At 75.2% G+C, this 18,745-nt stretch carries 19 protein-coding genes; 10 read left to right on the forward strand and 9 right to left on the reverse strand.

Going from position 1 to position 18,745, the window contains the following annotated elements:
- Nucleotides 1–91 precede the first annotated feature (91 nt).
- Nucleotides 92–853, reverse strand: coding sequence for a GNAT family N-acetyltransferase (locus tag AB0K51_RS24600; RefSeq protein ID WP_363459044.1), 762 nt, complete (start codon nucleotides 851–853; stop codon nucleotides 92–94).
- Nucleotides 854–959: 106 nt separating this feature from the next.
- Between AB0K51_RS24600 and AB0K51_RS24605 the strand changes: the two genes are divergently transcribed.
- Nucleotides 960–2,111: a M48 family metalloprotease gene (locus tag AB0K51_RS24605; protein ID WP_363459046.1), complete on the forward strand. Its 1,152-nt coding sequence runs from the start codon at nucleotides 960–962 to the stop codon at nucleotides 2,109–2,111.
- A gap of 12 nt (nucleotides 2,112–2,123) precedes the next feature.
- Here the strand turns inward: AB0K51_RS24605 and AB0K51_RS24610 are convergent, their stop codons facing one another.
- On the reverse strand, nucleotides 2,124–3,086 hold the full coding sequence (locus tag AB0K51_RS24610) for a phosphatidylinositol-specific phospholipase C (protein ID WP_363459048.1): 963 nt from the start codon (nucleotides 3,084–3,086) through the stop codon (nucleotides 2,124–2,126).
- Between the two features lie 108 nt (nucleotides 3,087–3,194).
- Entirely contained in the window at nucleotides 3,195–3,494 is a 300-nt protein-coding gene (locus AB0K51_RS24615; RefSeq protein WP_363459050.1) for a hypothetical protein, read from the reverse strand.
- Between AB0K51_RS24615 and AB0K51_RS24620 the strand changes: the two genes are divergently transcribed.
- From AB0K51_RS24620 to AB0K51_RS24630, 3 genes are all read left to right on the forward strand, one after another.
- Nucleotides 3,462–4,223, forward strand: a complete 762-nt coding sequence (locus AB0K51_RS24620) for a helix-turn-helix transcriptional regulator (protein WP_363459052.1) — start codon at nucleotides 3,462–3,464, stop codon at nucleotides 4,221–4,223. The genes AB0K51_RS24615 and AB0K51_RS24620 overlap by 33 nt on opposite strands.
- A gap of 94 nt (nucleotides 4,224–4,317) precedes the next feature.
- Nucleotides 4,318–4,851 (forward strand): HAD domain-containing protein, encoded by a 534-nt coding sequence (locus AB0K51_RS24625; RefSeq protein ID WP_363459054.1) that lies wholly within the window; start codon nucleotides 4,318–4,320, stop codon nucleotides 4,849–4,851.
- Nucleotides 4,848–5,627, forward strand: coding sequence for an MOSC N-terminal beta barrel domain-containing protein (locus AB0K51_RS24630; RefSeq protein WP_363459056.1), 780 nt, complete (start codon nucleotides 4,848–4,850; stop codon nucleotides 5,625–5,627). Before AB0K51_RS24625 ends, AB0K51_RS24630 begins: the two co-directional genes overlap by 4 nt.
- A 24-nt stretch (nucleotides 5,628–5,651) precedes the next feature.
- Here AB0K51_RS24630 and cobC read toward each other — a convergent pair whose 3' ends face one another.
- Entirely contained in the window at nucleotides 5,652–6,698 is a 1,047-nt protein-coding gene (gene cobC, locus AB0K51_RS24635) for an Rv2231c family pyridoxal phosphate-dependent protein CobC (RefSeq protein WP_363459058.1), read from the reverse strand.
- Entirely contained in the window at nucleotides 6,689–7,171 is a 483-nt protein-coding gene (locus AB0K51_RS24640) for a cobalamin biosynthesis protein (RefSeq protein WP_363459060.1), read from the reverse strand. Before AB0K51_RS24640 ends, cobC begins: the two co-directional genes overlap by 10 nt.
- Before the next feature lie 311 nt (nucleotides 7,172–7,482).
- Here AB0K51_RS24640 and AB0K51_RS24645 point away from each other — a divergent pair, with 311 nt between their 5' ends.
- From AB0K51_RS24645 to AB0K51_RS24655, 3 genes are read left to right on the forward strand one after another with little or no spacing between them, the layout of a single operon-like run.
- Complete coding sequence (locus AB0K51_RS24645; RefSeq protein ID WP_363459062.1) at nucleotides 7,483–8,370, forward strand: alkaline phosphatase family protein; 888 nt, start codon at nucleotides 7,483–7,485, stop codon at nucleotides 8,368–8,370.
- A 6-nt stretch (nucleotides 8,371–8,376) separates the two neighbouring features.
- A complete protein-coding gene (locus AB0K51_RS24650; protein ID WP_363459064.1) occupies nucleotides 8,377–9,678 on the forward strand; it encodes an MFS transporter in 1,302 nt (433 codons plus the stop codon).
- Between the two features lie 34 nt (nucleotides 9,679–9,712).
- On the forward strand, nucleotides 9,713–10,792 hold the full coding sequence (locus AB0K51_RS24655; protein ID WP_363459066.1) for a TolB-like translocation protein: 1,080 nt from the start codon (nucleotides 9,713–9,715) through the stop codon (nucleotides 10,790–10,792).
- 52 nt (nucleotides 10,793–10,844) lie between these two features.
- Here the strand turns inward: AB0K51_RS24655 and AB0K51_RS24660 are convergent, their stop codons facing one another.
- Complete coding sequence (locus AB0K51_RS24660) at nucleotides 10,845–11,348, reverse strand: MarR family transcriptional regulator (RefSeq protein WP_363459068.1); 504 nt, start codon at nucleotides 11,346–11,348, stop codon at nucleotides 10,845–10,847.
- A 64-nt stretch (nucleotides 11,349–11,412) separates the two neighbouring features.
- Between AB0K51_RS24660 and AB0K51_RS24665 the strand changes: the two genes are divergently transcribed.
- A complete protein-coding gene (locus tag AB0K51_RS24665) occupies nucleotides 11,413–12,318 on the forward strand; it encodes an ABC transporter ATP-binding protein (protein ID WP_363459070.1) in 906 nt (301 codons plus the stop codon).
- On the forward strand, nucleotides 12,315–13,913 hold the full coding sequence (locus tag AB0K51_RS24670; protein ID WP_363459072.1) for an ABC transporter permease: 1,599 nt from the start codon (nucleotides 12,315–12,317) through the stop codon (nucleotides 13,911–13,913). Before AB0K51_RS24665 ends, AB0K51_RS24670 begins: the two co-directional genes overlap by 4 nt.
- An 86-nt stretch (nucleotides 13,914–13,999) precedes the next feature.
- Here AB0K51_RS24670 and AB0K51_RS24675 read toward each other — a convergent pair whose 3' ends face one another.
- The 3 genes from AB0K51_RS24675 to AB0K51_RS24685 all read right to left on the reverse strand — a co-directional run bounded on the left by AB0K51_RS24675 (nucleotide 14,000) and on the right by AB0K51_RS24685 (nucleotide 16,741).
- Nucleotides 14,000–15,487 (reverse strand): alpha/beta hydrolase, encoded by a 1,488-nt coding sequence (locus AB0K51_RS24675; RefSeq protein ID WP_363459074.1) that lies wholly within the window; start codon nucleotides 15,485–15,487, stop codon nucleotides 14,000–14,002.
- A gap of 110 nt (nucleotides 15,488–15,597) precedes the next feature.
- Entirely contained in the window at nucleotides 15,598–16,071 is a 474-nt protein-coding gene (locus AB0K51_RS24680; protein WP_363459076.1) for an OsmC family protein, read from the reverse strand.
- A gap of 4 nt (nucleotides 16,072–16,075) precedes the next feature.
- A complete protein-coding gene (locus tag AB0K51_RS24685; RefSeq protein WP_363459078.1) occupies nucleotides 16,076–16,741 on the reverse strand; it encodes a GntR family transcriptional regulator in 666 nt (221 codons plus the stop codon).
- Nucleotides 16,742–16,891: 150 nt separating this feature from the next.
- Here AB0K51_RS24685 and AB0K51_RS24690 point away from each other — a divergent pair, with 150 nt between their 5' ends.
- Entirely contained in the window at nucleotides 16,892–18,631 is a 1,740-nt protein-coding gene (locus AB0K51_RS24690) for a DUF4190 domain-containing protein (RefSeq protein WP_363459080.1), read from the forward strand.
- Nucleotides 18,632–18,745: the final 114 nt, after the last annotated feature.

Genomic DNA, 18,745 nt, shown 5'->3' on the forward strand with positions numbered 1-18,745 from the left:
TTGCACGCAAGCGCCCGCCGGCCCCTCTCGGGGGGGAGCCGGCGGGCGCTTCCGCGTCCGGCGGGACGGTGCCCGCGCACATGACGGCCCGTCAGGTGCGGACGAAGCCGTGGGTGGTGCCGACCGGTACGAACCCCCGCCGGGCGTACCACTGTTGCGGCCAGTCCTCGGCGTCCGCGACCAGGAAGCGCAGCCCGTCCGGGTGCCGGTCGGCCGCCAGCCGCAGCGCCGCCGCCAGGACGGCGTCCGCCAGCCCGCGGCGCTGCCGGTCCTCCGCGGTGGCGAGGTCCTCGATCTGCGCGGTGCCCGCCTCGTCCTGGTACAGGTCCGCCCAGGCCCCGACCTCGCCGTCCGCGTCCCGCGCGGCCAGCATCAGCACCCGCTCCGCCCCCGCCGCCCGGGCCCGCCGCCGGTTCACCAACTGGGCGATCGACTCCTCGTTCGCCCACGGCAGCCAGGCGCGCCACTGCCGCTCCAACGCCGGTGCCAGCTCGGCCAGTTCCACCGGCTCCGCGCCCCCGCCGGGCGGCACCGGGCCCTGGTGGACCATCACCACCTCGGTCTCGTGCCGGTACCCGGCCGCCACCAGCAGCGGCGCCGCCGCCCGGCCGTACGCGTCGTCGAACACCGCGATCCGCCGGTGCCCCAGGTGCCCGAGCACCCGCTCGGCCTGCGCCGCCACGTCGGTCCCGCTCGGCGGCGCGTCCACGATCAGCTGGTTGTGCTCGTGCGAGTACCCGAACTCCGCGTGCAACACGGCGAACCCGCCCGGGACCTCCACCACCTCCGCAGCCTGCCGGCGGGCGAAACGGCGGCGGAACTCCAGCGCGGTGCGCAGCGTCTGCTCGGACATCCCGCCATCCTAGGCCGGACCGCGACGAGGGTGGCTGCGCCGGGGTGGTGCGGTGGGCTGCGCCGGGGTGGTGCGGTGGCGGGGTGGGATCCCTAGGCTGGGCGGCATGGTTGACGAACCGTCCGTGGAGGACTTCACGCCCGAGCAGGTGGCCCGCGGGCGGGCGCTGCGGCGGGCCCAGCTGCCGTGGCTGCTGGGCGGGCAGCTGCTGACGCTGGCGGTGACCGCGGTGCTCGGGTTCACCACGGCCGGCGCCGCGCTGGTGACGGCCGTCGGCGGGTGGTTCGGCGGGAGTTGGGCGGCCGAGGTGCTCGCGGGGAGCGCCGCGCTGGTGCTGCTCGGACGGGTGCTGGCGCTGCCGTTCGGGGCCCGGGTGCGGGTGGTCCGCGCGCGGTACGGGCTGGTGACCCAGGGCTGGGCGGGCTGGGCGGTGGACGCGGTGCGCGCGACGGTCCTGGCCCTGGCGCTGCTGCTGCCGGCGACGCTGGCGCTGTACGCGCTGATCGGCTGGTCGCCGTCGCGCTGGTGGCTGCCCGCCGCGCTCGGCGCGGCGCTGCTGGTACTGCTGCTCTCCTTCCTCCAACCGCTGCTGTTCGAGCCGCTGTTCAACCGCTTCCACCCGATGCCGGACGGCGAGCTGCGCACCGCGCTGCTCGACCTGGCGCGCCGGGACGAGATCGCGGTGCGCGACGTCCTGGTCGCGGACGCCTCGCGCCGGACCACCGCGCTGAACGCGTACGTCTCCGGTTTCGGCCCGACCCGGCGGATCGTCGTCTACGACACGCTGCTGGAGACCGCCGAGCCCCGCGAGGTCGAGCTGGTCGCCGCGCACGAACTCGGCCACGTCAAGCACCGCGACGTGCTGGTCGGCACCGCGACGGCCGCGCTCGCCGCCGCCGTGTCGGTGCTGCTGCTGGCGCTGCTGGTCTCCTGGCAGCCGCTGCTGGACGCGGCCGGCGCGGACAGCGTGCAGGACCCGCGTTCGCTGCCGCTGCTGGCCGCGCTCGCCGGGCTGCTCGGCGCGGCGAGCATCCCGTTCCAGTGCGCCGCCAGCCGCCGGATCGAGGCCCGCGCCGACCGGCACGCCCTCGAACTGACCGGCGACCCGGGGCAGTTCATCGCCATGCAGCGCCGGCTGGCGCTCGCCAACGTCTCCGACCCGGACCCGCCCCGGCTGCTCGTCCTGCTGCTCTCCACCCACCCGACCGCCACCCAGCGGATCGCCGCCGCCCGAACCTGGCAGGCCGCCCGGCGCTGACCTGCCGCGGCGTCAGACTACGAAGTTCTTGTCGATCAGCATCTGCAGCACGTTGACGTGGAAGTCGGGGAAGTCCATCGGGACGATGCCGAACCGGGCGGCCTGGCCGGTACGGGCGCTCAGGTACGGGTAGACGGACTGGTCCATCAGCGTCTGCTCGGCGTTCTTGGGCCACAGGCCGCCCGCGTAGCTCAGGAAGTTGACGTACATCTGCGGCGAGCCGGGGTCGCCGAACGCGGCGTCGAACTGCTGCACGATGGCCCGGCCCTTGGCCTGGAGCGGGAACAACTGGTTGATCTGCCACAGGTCCTGGGTGCGGAAGTACGCGTTGGTGCCGCTGGACCACTGGATCACGCCCCAGTCGTTCGCGAAGTCGGCGACCAGGACGATCCGCCCGCGGGCCACGCCGAGGGTGGGCCAGCCGGACAGGTGGAACAGGCCCCGGTACCCCAGGTCGTCCAGGTAGTGGTTGACCCGCCGCCGGAACTCGGCGTCGCCGAGCGCCTGGCCGCCGGCGTTCTCGTTGCGCAGCCGCATGACGACGGTCTCGCCCGGATGGGCCGTCAGGAACGCGCGGCACTGGTCGAGGACGTCCTGCAGCCGGACGTACTGGTAGGCGTCGGAGTGGTAGATGCCCAGCTCGTCGGCGGTCCCCTGCAGGCCGTTGCACCGGATGTCCAGGAACCGCACGCCCTGGGTGAGTTGCTCGGGGACGCCCCAGTTCTGGGTGTGCGACCACTCGGTGCCGTGCGCCGGGTCGGTGCAGCAGGAGTCGTGGGTGCCGGGAATGGTCAGGCCGAGCAGCGACCGCCCCGGGTCCAGGTACGCCATCCAGTCCGCGGTGGGCTTCCCGCCGGGCGTGCTGCGCGGTGCGACCGCCGCCCGGGCGGCGGTCGGGCCAGCGAGTCCGCCGAGCGCGGTGGCGAGGGCCGCGACCGTGCCCCGGGTCAACAGCGTGCGACGTGCCATGGTCATGGATGCACTCCCTGGTCGGCCGGCTCCCCCCGGATGTTGTCCCGTTCATGCCCACCCCGTACGGGAGTTACTCACCCGTAGCCACGGCGCGTGGCGCGGTGGCGGCGGTCAGGCGACGCCGAGCTGGTTGGGCATGCCGGTGGCGCTGATGCTGATGCCGGTTCCGGTGGCCAGCCAGATGCTGTAGTTGGCGTCCCGGCCCTGCTGGAGGACCCGGCCGCGGGCCTGGCGGACCTCGTCGGGGCCACTGGCCGGTCCGAGGCCGAGGTGCGCGGCGCACTGGACGACCTGGCCGACCGCGCCTCCCTCCGGCCTTCCCGGGACGCCCCGGGCGGCCTGCGGGTGGTCAGCCCGCAGGTCGCGCTCGACCTGCTCGTGCGCCGGCAGGAGGCGGACCTGGCCCGCCACGCCCAGGAACTCGCCGCCAGCCGGGCCGCTGCCGCCGAAGCGGTCGCCGCCTACGGCGTCCTGACGCCCGATCGGGTCGTGGACGGCACCGAGCGGCTGGTCGGGATGGACGCCATCGAGGCGAAGCTGGAGCTCCTCGCCAAGGACGTCCGTCGCGAGTGCCTGTCGGTGATGCCCGGCGGCGCCCAGTCGCAGGCCAGCCTGGACGCCTCCCGGCCGCTGGACGCCGACGCCGTGGACCGCGGCATCGCGTTGCTCACCCTGTACCAGGCCGGCGTCCGCAACGACCCGGCCACCCATGCCTACGCCCAGTGGCTGACCGAGTCCGGCGGCCAGGTCCGCACCGCGCCGCTGCTGCCGCCCCGCATGCCGATCTTCGACCGGGAGGTGGCCGTCCTGCCGATCGACCCGGACAACACCCGGGCCGGCGCGCTGTGCACCCGCGAACCCGGCGTCGTCGCCTCGCTGTCGGCGGTCTTCGAACAGGCCTGGGCGACCGCCGTTCCGCTCGGCGCGGCCCGCACCCGGGAGGCCGGGAGCGGTCTGACCCCGGGCGAACGCGAACTGCTCACCCTGCTCGCCCGCGGCATGACCGACGAGGCCGCCGCCATGCGCCTGGGCATCGGACTGCGCACCGTGCGCCGTCAGATGGCCGCGCTGATGGAACGCCTGGGCGCCGCGAGCCGCTTCGAAGCCGGCCTCAAGGCCGCCCAGAAGGGCTGGCTCTGACCCACCCGGCGCGTCGGCCACGAGCGGAAAACCGCTGGGCGCACGGCCGGCCCGTGGGCGAGAATCCGGCCACGCCTGGAGGAAGGGGACGGCGATGGCCAGACCGCTGCTGATGCTCGACGTCGACGGCCCGCTCGCGCCCTACGTCGGAAAGCCCTACCGCCGGCCGGAGGGGTACCTGACCCACCGGGTGCCGTCGCGGGCGTGGCTGGCGCGGCAGCGCGAGTGGGGCGTGCGGAATCCGAAGCCGATGCGGGTCTGGCTGCACCCGGACCACGGACCGGCGCTGCTCGCGCTGCCGTACGAGCTGGTGTGGGCGACCACCTGGCGCGAGGAGGCGAACGAGCACCTGGCGCCGCTGCTCGGGCTGCCGCAACTGCCGTACGTCGACTGGCCGTCGATGCACCACGGCGACCCGGACGGGCTGCACTGGAAGACCAGGCACCTGGTGGCGTGGGCCGCGGGGCGGCCGTTCGTGTGGGTGGACGACGAGGTGGAGCCGCAGGACGCGGAGTGGATCGCGGCGCACCACCCGGGCCCGGCGCGTACCCTGCGGATCGACCACCGGATCGGGCTGCAGCCCGCGGACTTCGACGAAATCGAGCGTTGGGCACAGGAGTGGGCATGAGGATCGGCGCGCTGTACCGGCACCCGGTGAAGTCGCTGCTGGGCGAGCAGGTGACCCGGGCGCTGATCGACCGGCACGGCCTGGACGGCGACCGCCGCCGGGCGCTGCTCGACGTGGAGTCCGGCCGGATCGCCAGCGCCAAGGAGCCGCGCACCTGGCGCCGCCTGCTCGGCCTGCGCGCCGAGCAGCAGGACGGCGGCGGGGTGCGGATCGCCGGCCCGGACGGCACCGAGCTGGACGAGGCCGGGATCTCCGCGCTGCTCGGACGGGCGGTGCGGCTGATCGACCGGCGGCCGGACGGCGCGGTGCTGCACCGCTCGGTGCCCGAGCAGGTGCTCGCCGCCGGGATCGACGCCGAAGTCGAGCACACCGTCCAGCAGTTCGGCAGCGCCGCCGAGCCCGGCAGCTTCTTCGACTTCGCCCCGCTGCACCTGCTCACCACCGCGAGCCTGGCCGGCGCCCCGGCCGTCCGCTACCGACCCAACCTGGTGGTCGAACACGACGGCCCGCCGTTCGCGGAGAACGCCTGGGTGGGCCGCGAACTGCGGATCGGCCCCGCGCTGCACCTCGAGGTGATCGCCGCCAGCCCGCGCTGCGCCGTCCCCACCCTGGCCCACGGCCCGCACCCCGCCGACCCCGAAGCGCTCCGCCGTCCCGCCCGCCTCAACCGCATCCACCCGCTGCCCGGCATGGCCGCCCTCCCGTGCCTCGGCGTCTACGCCCGGATCCTCGCCCCGGGCCCGGTCGGTGTCGGCGACCCGGTGGAAGTCCTCTGACGGCGACGGCGGCCTGACGGCTCGTCACCCGGCGATCGCTGCGGCCAGGGCGGTGAGGAAGCGGTCGGTGGTGGCCCGGTCGCGGACGGCGAGACGCAGCCAGTCCGGGCCGAGGCCGGGGAAGGTGTCGCCGCGGCGGACGGCGAAGCCGGCGGTGCGCAGACGCTCGCGGACGCGGTCGGCGCCGGGCAGGTGGATCAGGACGAAGGACGCGGCGGGTTCGCCGTGCACCCGGACGGCGGGCAGCGCGGCGAGGCCCTTGAGCAGGTGGTCGCGGTCCTCGGCGGTGGTGCGGGCGGCGGCCTCGGCCTCGGCCAGGGCGGCGGGGGAGGAGCACGCCTCGGCGGCGGCCAGCGCAGGGGTGGAGACCGGCCACAGCGGCTGGGCGGCGGCCAGCCGCGCGACCAGGTCGGCGGGGGCGAGCAGGTAGCCGATCCGCAGTCCGGCCAGGCCCCAGGTCTTGGTCAGGCTGCGCAGCACCACCAGCTGTCCGGGCAGGTCGCGGACCGCCGCGAGCGACTGCCGCTCGCCCGGGTCGGTGTCCATGAACGCCTCGTCGACCACCAGGGTGCGCCCGGGGCGGGCCAGGGCGGCCAGGGCGGCCGCCGGGTGCAGGACGGAGGTGGGGTTGGTGGGATTGCCGACCACCACCAGGTCGGCGTCGGCGGGCACCGCGCCGGGGGCGAGGGTGAAGCCGTCCTCGGGGGTCAGCAGCACCCGGTGGACGGGGTGCCCGGCGTCGCGCAGCGCGGCCTCGGGTTCGGTGAACTGCGGTTGCACCACGGTGGCCTGACGCGGGCGCAGCACCCGGGCGAGCAGCACGAAGGCCTCCGCGGCGCCTGCGGTGAGCAGCACCTCCTCGACCGGCCGGCCGTGCCGGGCGGCGACGGCGGCGCGCGCGGCGGTGCCGTCGGGGTAGGCGGCCAGGGTGTCCAGGGTCGCGGCGAGGTGGTCGCGCAGCCAGCGCGGCGGCGTGCCGGTGCGGACGTTGACGGCCAGGTCGACCAGCCCGGGGGTGCGGACCTCGGCGTCGCCGTGGTGGCGCAGATCGGGTTCGGGATTCAACTCCACGGCTCCTGGCTCTCGTTGACGGTGGATTCGCTGACATTCGGCGACCCGGCCGCGGCCGCGGCCACCGCCACCGTGGCCACCGGGGAGGCGGAGCGGGGCGCCAGCAGCCGTCCGCCGGCGCCGGCGGCGGCCAGCGCGGCGGCCTCGGCGACGCTCGGGGTGCCGACCGCTCCGGCCACCGTCGCGGACGGCGTGGGCACGGGCACGGCGGCGAGTCGGGCGGCGGGGTAGCCGACCAGGGGGACGCCCAACCGGCGGGCGGCGTCGAGCAGTCCGGGTTCGGCGGTCTTGGCGTCCAGGGTGGCGAGCAGCGTGACGGCGGCGCGGTCGAGGCCGAGCGCGGCGAGCGCGTCGTCCGCGAGCCGGAGCACCTCGGCGGCGTCCGCGCCGCGCCGGGAGCCCACGCCGAGCACCACCCGGACGGCCGACATTGCGTCAGCCGCGGGGCGCTTCGCGTCCGTCCCGTGCGCCACGTCCGGCCCCTCCTGTCCGCCACCTGGTCGGCCCCGGGCGTTTCGCGCCGGTCCCGGGCGGGTCTCCACCGGGCCGCCGGCGGGCTCGGGGCCGGGAAGGATCCCACCATGTCGGTCCGAGGCGGGTCAATCGGGACAGGTGTGAGATGCGCTGCTCCGCTGGCCGAAAAGTGCTGGTCGGAGGCGGTTGCACAGCCAACTGTTCGGCTGTTCTTCACTCGTCCGGACAGCCTCAGGTCGCTGCTCGCCCCTAGGGTTTCCGGCGCTCCAACTGCCCTTGCCCGAAAGCCCTTTCGCCCCGGAGGACAGCTATGACCGCCTCGCTCGGCCGCAGCGCCAAGCGCCGTCTGACCGCGCTCGCGAGCACCGTCGCCCTGACCGCCGCCTCGTTCGGCCTGTGGGCCGCGACCGGCAGCACCGCCCAGGCCGCCGGGCTGCCGACCCCCGACCACGTGATCGTCGTGGTGATGGAGAACCACGCGTACAGCCAGGTGATCGGCAGCTCCAGCGCCCCGTACCTGAACAACACCATCAAGGCCGGCGGCGCGAACCTGACCCAGTCGTACGGTCTGACCCACCCCAGCGAGCCGAACTACTACATGCTGTTCTCCGGCTCCAACCAGGGCCGCACGGACGACAGCTGTGTGAGCGTCGGCTCGATCAACAAGCCGAACCTGGCCTCCGAGCTGATCGCCGCCGGCAAGACCTGGGGCAGCTACAACGAGACCCTGCCGAGCCAGGGCTCGACCGTCTGCTCCAGCGGCAAGTACGCGCAGAAGCACAACCCGTGGTTCGGCTTCTCCAACGTGCCGACCAACACCGCGTACACCTTCGCGCAGTTCCCCACCGACTACACCACCCTGCCCAAGGTGTCGTTCGTGGTGCCGAACCTGTGCAGCGACATGCACGACTGCTCGGTCTCCACCGGCGACAACTGGATCAAGAACAACCTGGGCGCGTACGCCACCTGGGCGCAGACCCACAACAGCCTGCTGGTCGTCACCTTCGACGAGGACAACAGCCTCTCCGGCAACCGCATCCCGACCCTGGTCTACGGCCAGCACGTCATCGCGGGCTCCAGCAGCTCCACCACGTACAACCACTACAACGTGCTGCGCACCCTCGAGGACCTGGCGGGCCTGAGCACCCACGCGGGCAACGCCGCCTCCGCCACCGACATCTCCGGCATCTGGAACTGACGCCTGATGTACCTCGCGGACTCCCGCTCCACCAAGAGCCGCAGCACCACGGCCGTCGCCCCGGGCACCCGCCCGGGGCGGCGCGCCGCCGCGGTGCCCGGCACCGTGCTCGCCCTGGGCGCGGTCAGCCTGGTCACCGACGTCTCCTCGGAGATGGTCAGTGCGGTGCTGCCCCTGTACGTGGTCACCGCGCTGGGCCTGTCCCCGCTCGGCTTCGGCCTCCTCGACGGGATCAACAACGGCGTCGGCGCCCTGGTGCGGCTGCTCGGCGGACACCTCGCCGACCGCGGCGGCCGCGGCCACAAGCTGGTCGCCGGCTTCGGCTACGGGCTCTCCGCGCTGTGCAAGCCGTTCCTGCTGCTGGTCCACACGCTGCCCGCGATCAGCGCGGTGCTCGCCGTCGACCGCACCGGCAAGGGCCTGCGCACCGCGCCCCGCGACGCGATGATCTCGCTCGCCACCGAACCCGAGCACCGCGGCCGGGCGTTCGGCGTGCACCGGGCGATGGACACCACCGGCGCGCTGATCGGCCCGCTGCTCGCCTTCGCGGTGCTGCGCCTGGTCGACGACCGGTCCGAACGGACCAGCTACAACGCGGTGTTCACGGTCAGCGCGTGCGTCGCCGTGCTGGGCGTGCTGCTGCTGGTGCTGTTCGTCCCGGACCGGATCACCCGGCAGGGCGAGGCGGTCGACGAACCGCCGACCGTCCGGCCCACCCTGGCCGACGCGGTCGCGCTGCTGCGCCGCCCCGCGCTGCGGCGGCTCACCCTGGCCGCGGTGCTGCTCGGCCTGACCACCGTCAGCGACGCCTTCCTCTACCTGCTGCTGCAGCGCGAACTCGACCTGCCCGCCCACCTGTTCCCGCTGCTTCCGCTCGGTACCGCCGCCGTCTTCCTGCTGCTCGCGGTGCCGCTCGGCCTGGTCGCCGACCGGATCGGCCGCCGCGCGCTGTTCCTGGCCGGCCACGGCGTCCTGCTGGCCGGGTACGCCGTGGTGCTCTCCCCGCTGGACGGCGCCCTCGCCGCGGTACTGGTCCTGCTGCTGCACGGCACCTTCTACGCGGCCACCGACGGGGTGCTGGCCGCGGCCACCGCCGCCACCGTCCCGGACGGGCAGCAGGGCGCCGGGCAGGCGCTGGTCGGCACCGGCCAGGCGCTGGCCAGGTTCGCCTGCTCGCTCGCCTTCGGCACCGCCTGGAGCCTGTGGGGCGGACGGACCGCGCTCGCCGCCACCGCCGCCGCGCTCACCGTCGCCGCGGTCACCGCCACCCTGCTGCTGCGACCCTCCGACCCCGACTCCGCGGCCTGACCGCCGTCCCCCGTACTACCGAGAGGCCCCCCGGATGACCGCCCCCACCGCCGTCGACCCCGCCGCCGACACCCCCGAACCGCCGACCGGCGACCCCGCGCTGCGCCGCCGGATCCTGGTCCTGGTGCTCGCCGTGCTGCTGCTGGCCGGGATCGGCGGCGGCGCGGTCTGGTACGCCGCGGACCGGTCCGACCGCCGCGACCAGGAGCAGGCCGGCGGTCCGGCCGTCCACCCGGGCACGGTCACGCTCGAGCCGACGAGCCGTCAACTCCTGGTCCGCAACCTGGCCTGGGGCCCGCACCGCGACGAGGTCGCCGCCGTGCCCGCCGACCGGCCCGACGGGCCGCGCACCGCCTCCGGCGTGAAGTGCCTGCGCTTCCACGCGGCCGGCGGCACCGGCATCTGCCTGCAGGCCGAGCACGGCGCGCTCGACGACACCTACCGCGCCACCGTCCTCGACGCGCAGCTGCACGAGCTCAGGCACTTCCCCGCCCCCGGCATCCCCACCCGCGCCCGGGTCTCGCCCTCCGGCCACCTGGTCGGCTGGACGGTCTTCGTCAGCGGCGACTCCTACGCGGGCACCGACTTCTCCACCCGCAGCGCCATCGTCGACACCCGCACCTGGCAGTTCTACGACAACCTGGAGACCTTCGCCGTCCTGAAGGACGGCCACCCGCTCCAGGCGCCCGACGTCAACGTCTGGGGCGTCACCTTCGCCGACGACGAGCACTTCTACGCCACCGCCGCGACCGGCGGCCAGACCTACCTGGTCCGCGGCGACCTCGCCGCGCGCACCCTCACCACCCTGCACCAGAACGTCGAGTGCCCCTCGCTCTCCCCGGACGGCACCCGGGTCGCCTACAAGAAGCGGGTCGCCGACGCCGACCCCGCCGCGCCCTGGCGCCTGTACGTCCTCGACCTGGCCACCATGACCGAGACCGCCACCGCCGAGAGCCGCAACATCGACGACCAGGCCCTGTGGTCCGACGCCCACACGCTGCTCTACTCCCTCCCCGGCGACTACGGCTCGGACCTGTGGACCGTCCCCGCCGACGGCACCGGCGCGCCCGCGCTGCTCACCCGCTCCGCCGTCGCCCCGGCCTACCTCGGCTGAGTCCCCATCGGCTGAGTCACCGTCAGCCGAAAGACCGTCAGGCAGGGTGCCGTCAGTCCTGGTGGCGGTTGCGCCAGCGGTCCATCAGCAGGGGGAGTTCGACCCGCAGGAAGGCGAAGAACTCCAGGGACTCGGCGAGGCGTTCGCCCGCGGGGGTGTCGGGGCCGAGGGTCAGGACGCCCTCGGCGAGGCTCGCCTCCCAGCGGGCCAGCGAGCGGTCGCGGTTGGCGGTGGCCTCGTACCAGACGTGGTCGTGGACGCGGTAGCGGTCGCGGCGCGAGCCGGGCTCGCGTTCGCGGCCGACCAGCTCGACCTGGGCGAGGTAGCGGACCGCGCCGGAGACCGCGGCGGGGGAGATCTGCAGCAGCTCGCCGAGCTCGGCGGAGCTGAGCCGGCCGGAGTCGGTGGCCAGCAGCGCGGTGAACACCCGGGCGGGCATCCGCGGGAAGCCGGCGTCGACCAGGACGGCGGCGAAGCGTTCGACGAACTCCGCCACCGCCGCCGGATCCCGCTCCGCCTCCGCGCCGCCCGTCGGTCCGTTCCGCTGCTCGCCCATGCTGCCCCGATCCACAACGTTCATGAACTTCACGAATTTGTGAAACCAGAGTACCGTCGGCCCCATGACGACCGCCATCTCGGTGTCCGGCCTGGTGAAGACCTTCGGCCGCACCCGCGCCCTGGACGGACTCGACCTCGAGGTCGAACGAGGCGAGGTCCACGGCTTCCTGGGGCCGAACGGCTCCGGCAAGTCCACCACCATCCGCGTCCTGCTCGGCCTGCTGCGCGCCGACTCGGGCACCGCCGCGCTGCTCGGCGGCGACCCCTGGCGCGACGCCGTCGAGCTGCACCGCCGGATCGCGTACGTGCCGGGCGACGTGACGCTGTGGCGCAACCTGTCGGGCGGGGAGGCGATCGACCTGCTCGGGCGGCTGCGCGGCGGACTCGACCACGGCCGCCGGGCCGCGCTGCTGGAGCGCTTCGAACTCGACCCGACCAAGAAGGGCCGCGCCTACTCCAAGGGCAACCGGCAGAAGGTCGCCCTGGTCGCCGCGTTCGCCGGCGACGCCGAGCTGCTGATCCTGGACGAGCCGACCTCCGGACTGGACCCGCTGATGGAGGAGGTGTTCCGCGAGTGCGTCGCCGAGGCCCGCGACCGGGGCGCCACGGTGCTGCTCTCCAGCCACATCCTGTCCGAGGTGGAGGCGCTCTGCGACCGGGTGTCGATCATCCGCGCCGGGCGCACCGTGGAGACCGGCACCCTCGCCGACCTGCGCCACCTCACCCGCACCTCGGTCGACGCCGAACTCGCCGGCACCCCGCCCCGCCCCGCCTACGCGCACGACCTCACGATCGCCGGCAACCGGCTGCGCTGCCAGGTCGACTCCGAGCAACTCGGCAAGCTACTTGCCGAGTTGACCGCCGTCGGGGTGCGCAGCCTGACCAGCCGGCCGCCCACGCTGGAGGAGCTGTTCCTGCGCCACTACGCGTCCGACGCCGAGGACACCGAAGCGGCGGCGGCCCGATGAGCGCCCTCACCGGCACCGGCATCCTCTACCGGCTGGCCCTGCGCCGGGACCGGATCGCGCTCCCGGTCTGGGTGTACGTCGGCACCGGCATGGTCGCCTCCACCGTCTTCTCCTTCCGCAAGCTGTACGACACCGAGGAGTCCCGGCGGACCTTCGCCGCCGGCATCGACGGCAACGGCTCGCTGCGCGCCCTGTACGGGCCGATCTTCGACGGCTCCACCATCGGCGGGCTGACGGCCTGGCGGATGGGCGTCTTCGGCGCGGTGCTGGCCGGGCTGATGTCCACCCTGCTGGTGGTCCGGCACACCCGCGCCGAGGAGGAGGACGGCCGGCTGGAGCTGATCGGCGCGGGCGCGGTCGGCCGCCGCGCCCCGCTGACCGCCGCCCTCGCCACCGCCGCCACCGCCTGCCTGGCGCTCGCCCTGCTGGTCGCCGCCGCGCTGCTGGCGGCCGGTCAGGCCGCGGCCGGCTCGCTCGCCTTCGGCCTCGCGCTCGGCGCCACCGGCCTGCTGTTCGCCGCGCTGGCCGCCGTCACCGCGCAGCTCGCCGAGACCGGGCGGGCCGCCAACGGCCTGGCCGGCGCGGCGATCGGCGTGGCCTTCGTGCTGCGGGCGATCGGCGACTCCAGCGCCGGTGCGCGGTGGGTCAGCTGGCTCTCGCCGATCGGCTGGGCCGAGCAGGTCCGCCCGTTCGCGGCGGACCGCTGGTGGGTGCTGGCGCTGCCGCTCGGCGCGGCCGCCCTGCTCACCGCGCTCGGCTACGCACTGGTCGAACGCCGGGACCTCGGCGCCGGCCTGCTCCCGCAGCGCCCCGGTCCGGCCGTGGCCGCGCCCGGCCTGCGCAGCGCCGCCGCCCTGGCTCGCCGCCTCCAGCGCGGCCCGCTGCTCGGCTGGACGCTGGCCTTCGCCGCGGCCGGCGCGGTCTTCGGCGGCGTCGCCAAGGGCGTCGTCGACCTGATCGGCGACAACCGGCAGATGGCCGACCTGATGGCCCGACTGGGCGGCACCCAGGGCGTGCTGGACTCCTACCTGGCCAGCATCGCCACCATCTTCGGCATGATCTCCGCCGTGTACGCCGTGCAGTCGGTGCTGCGGCTGCGCGCCGAGGAGGCCGCCGGCCGGGCCGAACCGGTGCTCGCCACCGCCGTCTCGCGACTCGGCTGGGCCGCCGGGCACCTGGTCTTCCCGCTGCTCGGCAGCGCGCTGATGCTGGCGGTGGCCGGGACGGCGGCCGGGCTCACCGAGGGGGCGGCGGTCGGCGGCGGGGTCGGCCACGCGGTCGGCGACATGCTGGCCGCCGCGCTGGTCCAGCTGCCCGCGGTGTGGCTGACCGCCGCGGTGGCGCTGGCCGTCCTCGGGCTGCTGCCGCGCTGGTCGGCGGCGGGCTGGGCCGGCTTCGCGGTGTTCGTGCTGATCGCCTGGCTCGGCCCGATCCTGCAGCTCTCCCAGTGGGTGCTCGACCTCTCCCCGTTCAGCCACCTCCCGCACCTGCCGGGCGGCGAGGCGACCGCCGCACCCCTGCTGTGGATCACCGCGCTGACCGCGCTGACCGCCCTCGCGGGCCTGGCCGGCCTGCGCCGCCGCGACCTCGGCTGACGGCGCGTCAGGACGGCTCTGCGGCCGCTCCCGCACCGCTCCCGCACCGCCCCGCGCACTGCCCCGCGCACCGCCTTCGCCCGGCCTCACCCGGCCTTCGGGCAGAAGGCGTCCCGTGCGGGGCGGTGCCCGTCGGCCAGGAACGCCGTCACCAGTGCGTCGCCGCAGGCGTTGCCGTTCGCCAGGTAGGCGTCGTGGCCCCCCGAGTCGACCGTCACCATCCGGGCCCGGTCGCCGAACGCCGCGCGCAGCTTCAACGCCCCCGCGTAGGGCGTCGCCGGGTCGCGCAGGTTCTGCACCAGCAGGACGTTCGACGGCCCGTCAGGAGTGATCCGCACCGGCGGCTCGGCGGGCTTCCAGGGCCAGAACGCGCACGGCATCACGTTCACCGGCATGCCGGCCGTCAGCGGGTGGGCGCTGCGGTCGGCGGCCACCGCCGAGGCGTACGAGGCGGGCGAGGTGGGCCAGGCCACGTCGTTGCAGAGCGTGCCGGCCGAGGCCGCGAAGGTGCTCTGCAGCGCGGTGTCCGGCGGCGTGACCGCGGCGGGCAGCGGGCGGCGGCCCTGGGCGGCCAGGATCAGCTGCGCGAGCGCGGGGAACCTGGCGTCCGCGTAGAGGCTGTTCAGCATCGCCGAGCGCAGCGCGGCGCCGTCCAGCTGCTCCGGGTTGGCCCCGGGCCAGGGCAGCGGGGCGCGGTCGAGTTGCTGAGCGGCCGTCAGGTACGCCTCGCGGACCTGCTCCGGGGTGTCGGCGATCCGGTTCTCGCCCGCCGCGGGGCCGGACGCCCACGCCGCGAAGTCCGGGAAGCGGTCCTCGGCGCCCACCGCGTACGCGGCCAGCCAGCCGCGGCCGACCCGGCTCGGATCGGGGTCGTCGTTGCTGTCCAGCACGATCCGGTCGGTGTGCGCGGGGAACATCTGGGCGTACACCGCGCCCGCGTAGGTGCCGTAGGACACGCCCCAGGCGGACAGCCTGCGCTCGCCCAGTGCCTGCCGGATCCGGTCGAGGTCCCGCGCCTCGTTGCGCGTGGTCAGGCTGCGCTCCACCGCGCCGCCCTGCGCGCCGCAGCGCTCGGCCATCCGCTGCGCCTTCGCGAGGTTCGCGTCGATCGAGCCGTCCGGCGCGGGCCAGGGCAGCAGGTGACCGGTCGACAGGTCGGCGTGGTCGAGCCCGCAGTCGACCGGCGTGGAGCGGCCCACCCCGCGCGGGTCGAAGCCGACCAGGTCGTACCGGTCCAGCACCGACCGGGGCAGCCGCGCGGCCGCGCTGCTCGGGCCGTTCAGCCCCGAGCCGCCCGGGCCGCCGGGGATCAGCACCAGCACCCCGCGCCGGGACTCCGGCCGGGCGGTGGCGATCCGCGATATCGCCAGGGTGAGCTGCGGCCCGCGCGGCTCCCGGTAGTCGACGGGCACGGTGACGGTGGCGCACTCCTGCCGCGCGTCCGGCGCCCCGCCCGCGCACGCGCCCCAGACCGGACGGTCGGGTGCGGGTGCGGCGGCGGAGAGCGGCGCGGTGAGGGCCAGGACGGCGGTGGTGGCGGCGGTGAGCGCGGCGGCGCGGTGGGTGATTCGCATGACGGCAATCCTCCGCCGCCGCGCGGGTACGCACGATCCTGCCAGCTTCCGACTTTCCCCTGGTGCCAGCCCCAGGAAGTCCGCTGGAGGCAGCTACAGGTGACGAAGCGTCAGCTGCTGCGGACCGTCACCACCGGTTCGTGGCGGACCGGGAAGTTCACCGACGCGGCGATGAAGCAGTCCCGGCTCGCCGGCCCGTGCAGGGCGAGGGCCCGCTCGCGCATCGACTCCTCGGCGATCTCGATCCGCGGGCTCAGCAGCGCCTCGGTGAACCGGCCGCCGCCGCCCGAGGTCTGCATGGTGCCGGTCGCGTCGTCGGTGTACGAGAGCACCACCACGTCGTTGACCGCGCACTGGTGCAGGTAGCTGAGCATGTGGCACTGCGCGAGCGCGGCGAGCAGCAGCTGCTCCGGGTTCCACCGGCCGCGGTCGCCGCGGAAGGTCGGGTCGGCGCTGCCGTGGATCGGCGGCAGGCCCTCCGCGGAGACCGTGTGGTCGCGCCCGTAGGAGCGGTACGTGTCGGTGCCGGTGCCGAGGTTGCCGGTCCAGGCGACGTGGATCGCGTAGTGGTGGGAGAGGGCCATCGGGTCACTCCTTGCCGGTGGTGCGGGCGTCGGTGGCGGTGTGGTCGTCGGCGGCGGTGCAGGTGTCCAGGACGTGGCGGCGGGCCGCGGCGTGGGCGGCCCCGGGGTCGCCGGCGGTGAGCGCGGCGAGCAGCTCGCGGTGCTGGGCGTCGACCAGGGCGGTGCGGTCGGGGGCGTGCAGGGAGCGGCGGGTCGAGACCTGGATCTGGTCCCACAGCCGGTCCAGGGCGTGCAGCGCCACCGGGTTGGCGGCCAGGACGGCGACGGCGCGGTGGAAGCGCCGGTTCAGCCGGACCGCCTCGGTCAACCGCCCGTCCACGGTGGCCCGGTGGGTGCGGTCGGCGAGTTCGGTCAGCTCGGCCAGGTCGGCGGGGGCGAGTCGGCCCGCGCGCTGGCGTTCGGCGGCCAGCTCGGCGGTCAGACCTTCCAGTGCGGCCCGCACCCGGTAGACGTGCGCCAGTTCGGCCGCGTCCAGTTCCACCACCCGCACGCCCCGGCCGGCCGTGGCGACCAGCCCGTCGGAGGCGAGCGCGCGGAACGCCTCACGGACCGGGGTGCGGCTCACGCCCAGGGCCTCGGCGACCTCCACCTCGGCCAGCCGGGCGCCCGGCGGATAGCGGCCGTCCAGGATCAGCTCCCGCAGTCGGTGGCGGGTCGTCTCGCTCTGCACGGGGCCAGCGTAGGCGATTGCATACATTGCATGCAATGGGTGGGCGCGGGCACCGGGAGGGTGGCGGGGGAACCCATTGGTTGACGGGCGCGGCGGTCCGCTATATTCGCGCAGCCGTCGAACTGTTCCATGCTCAGGGGGGAATCACCCATGTCGTTCGACCAGGAACGCACCGGGGAGGGCGGCCCGGACGTCACCCGGGACGACGCCCCGCCGCCGCTGTCGTTCGAGAAGCGCGGCGAGACCGCGCCCGCCGACGAGGCCCCGACGGTGATCGTGCCCGCGGGCGCCTCCGACGCCGCCGCGGCCGGCACCACGGCCGCCGCCGCGCCGGACGAGACGCCGGACGAGACGCCGACCGTCGTCGCCGCGTCGCCGCTGTCCTTCGAGAAGCGGAGCGCGGAGCCGGCCGAGGCCGCGCCCACCGCCGTCGCGCCGGCCGTCGACGCGCCCACGCTCGTCGCGCACGTCGAGGCCCCGACCGTCGTCGCTCCGCCCGTTGACGCATCGACCACCGTCGCGCCGCCGGTCGACGCTCCGCCGGCTGACGACGCGTCAGCCTCCGCTCCGTCCGAACCGCCGCCGTACAACCCGTGGGCGGTGCCCGCCGAGGGGGCCGGTGCGCAGGCTCCGGCCGCGGCGGGACCCAACCCGTGGGCCGCGCCCGAGGGGCAGCCGCCGGCCGGTGCCCCGCAGCAGCCGTGGGGCGGCGGCGCCTACCCGCCCCCGCCGCCCGGTGCCTACCCGCCCCCGCCTGCCGGGGCGTACCCGCCGCCGCCCGGGCCGGGGTACCCGTACCCCGGTTACCCGTACCCGCCGCAGCAGCAGGGGAGCAGCGGGCTGGCCATCACCGCGCTGGTGCTGGGCCTGCTCGGCTGCTGTGCGGGTGTCGGCGGCATCGGCTTCGGCATCGGCGCGCTGAACCAGATCAAGCGCACCGGCCGGGCCGGCCGGGGCATGGCCATCGCGGGCATCGTGCTGGGCTCGCTGTGGCTGCTGATCTCGATCGTGGTGCTGGCGACCATGGACTACAACGACCCGGCGTTCGACTCGCGCCGCTCCACCTGGGGCAGCACCCCGACGGCGACCGCGAAGGCCCCGGACACCCCGCAGGCGTTCAGCCTGACCCAGGGTCAGTGCTTCAACAAGGCGAGCGGGACCGGCCGGGTGCGGGTCGTCGACTGCGCCCAGCAGCACTACGGCGAGGTCTACTGGTCCGGTCTGACCCCGCAGATGACCAGCACCTACCCGGGCGACGCGAAGATCAAGAAGGACGCCGACAAGCTCTGCGACGACCACCTCGACGGCTACGTCATGGACACCTGGTCGCTCCCCGAGTCGGTGAACATCCACTACTTCCACCCGGGCGAGGACACCTGGGACAACGTGCTGGGCCGCCGGGTGGTCTGCTTCCTGATCGACGACGACAAGGACCGCACCGGCACGCTACGCAAGGACGCCAGCAACCTGACCCGGGAGCAGCAGGCGCTGCTGAACGCCACCAACCAGTTCGACAAGGCGTGGAACGACGGCCCGGCCGAGAGCGTCAAGGTCGAGGACGACCCGGCGGCGTACCGGACCTGGTCCAAGGAGATGTCCGACGCCGCCCAGCTGCAGGCGTCCCGCCTGTGGTCGGCGTCCGCGAACTGGACGCCCGAGCAGAAGGCGCTGGTCGACCAGCTGGTGGCCGAGTCGAAGGAGGCCGCCAAGCACTACCAGGCGGCCGGCGACGCCAAGGACGCGGCGACCGAGAAGCGTGAACTCGCCACCGCCGCCAAGCACCTCGGCGACGACCAGATCGACGCGCTGCGCCGCTCGCTGGGCCTGTCCACCCAGGACGCCGCGCCCACCCACCACCCGTCGGGCAACCCGTCCACCAAGGCGGTCTGACCCCGCCGCGGGGGGGGGGCCCCCCCGCCCGGCGCGGCCGCCCGCGGGAGGCGGCGGCGGCGGGGGCCACGGGGTCCAGCGGGCGGGGTGAGAAGATGGGGGGGAGGGGCTCGG

Origin of the sequence: Kitasatospora sp. NPDC049285 (assembly GCF_040678815.1) — a bacterium.
Classification (GTDB): Bacteria; Actinomycetota; Actinomycetes; order Streptomycetales; family Streptomycetaceae; genus Kitasatospora.

Bases quoted from the DNA above. Each gene is read 5' to 3' on its own strand.
- AB0K51_RS24630 (WP_363459056.1), top strand. From the start codon at position 4,848: ATGAGGATCGGCGCGCTGTACCGGCACCCGGTGAAGTCGCTGCTGGGC.
- AB0K51_RS24645 (WP_363459062.1), top strand. From the start codon at position 7,483: ATGACCGCCTCGCTCGGCCGCAGCGCCAAGCGCCGTCTGACCGCGCTC.
- AB0K51_RS24625 (WP_363459054.1), top strand. From the start codon at position 4,318: ATGGCCAGACCGCTGCTGATGCTCGACGTCGACGGCCCGCTCGCGCCC.
- AB0K51_RS24650 (WP_363459064.1), top strand. From the start codon at position 8,377: ATGTACCTCGCGGACTCCCGCTCCACCAAGAGCCGCAGCACCACGGCC.
- AB0K51_RS24605 (WP_363459046.1), top strand. From the start codon at position 960: ATGGTTGACGAACCGTCCGTGGAGGACTTCACGCCCGAGCAGGTGGCC.
- AB0K51_RS24670 (WP_363459072.1), top strand. From the start codon at position 12,315: ATGAGCGCCCTCACCGGCACCGGCATCCTCTACCGGCTGGCCCTGCGC.
- AB0K51_RS24675 (WP_363459074.1), bottom strand. From the start codon at position 15,487: ATGCGAATCACCCACCGCGCCGCCGCGCTCACCGCCGCCACCACCGCC.
- AB0K51_RS24690 (WP_363459080.1), top strand. From the start codon at position 16,892: ATGTCGTTCGACCAGGAACGCACCGGGGAGGGCGGCCCGGACGTCACC.
- AB0K51_RS24680 (WP_363459076.1), bottom strand. From the start codon at position 16,071: ATGGCCCTCTCCCACCACTACGCGATCCACGTCGCCTGGACCGGCAAC.
- AB0K51_RS24660 (WP_363459068.1), bottom strand. From the start codon at position 11,348: ATGGGCGAGCAGCGGAACGGACCGACGGGCGGCGCGGAGGCGGAGCGG.
- AB0K51_RS24655 (WP_363459066.1), top strand. From the start codon at position 9,713: ATGACCGCCCCCACCGCCGTCGACCCCGCCGCCGACACCCCCGAACCG.
- AB0K51_RS24610 (WP_363459048.1), bottom strand. From the start codon at position 3,086: ATGACCATGGCACGTCGCACGCTGTTGACCCGGGGCACGGTCGCGGCC.
- AB0K51_RS24600 (WP_363459044.1), bottom strand. From the start codon at position 853: ATGTCCGAGCAGACGCTGCGCACCGCGCTGGAGTTCCGCCGCCGTTTC.
- AB0K51_RS24665 (WP_363459070.1), top strand. From the start codon at position 11,413: ATGACGACCGCCATCTCGGTGTCCGGCCTGGTGAAGACCTTCGGCCGC.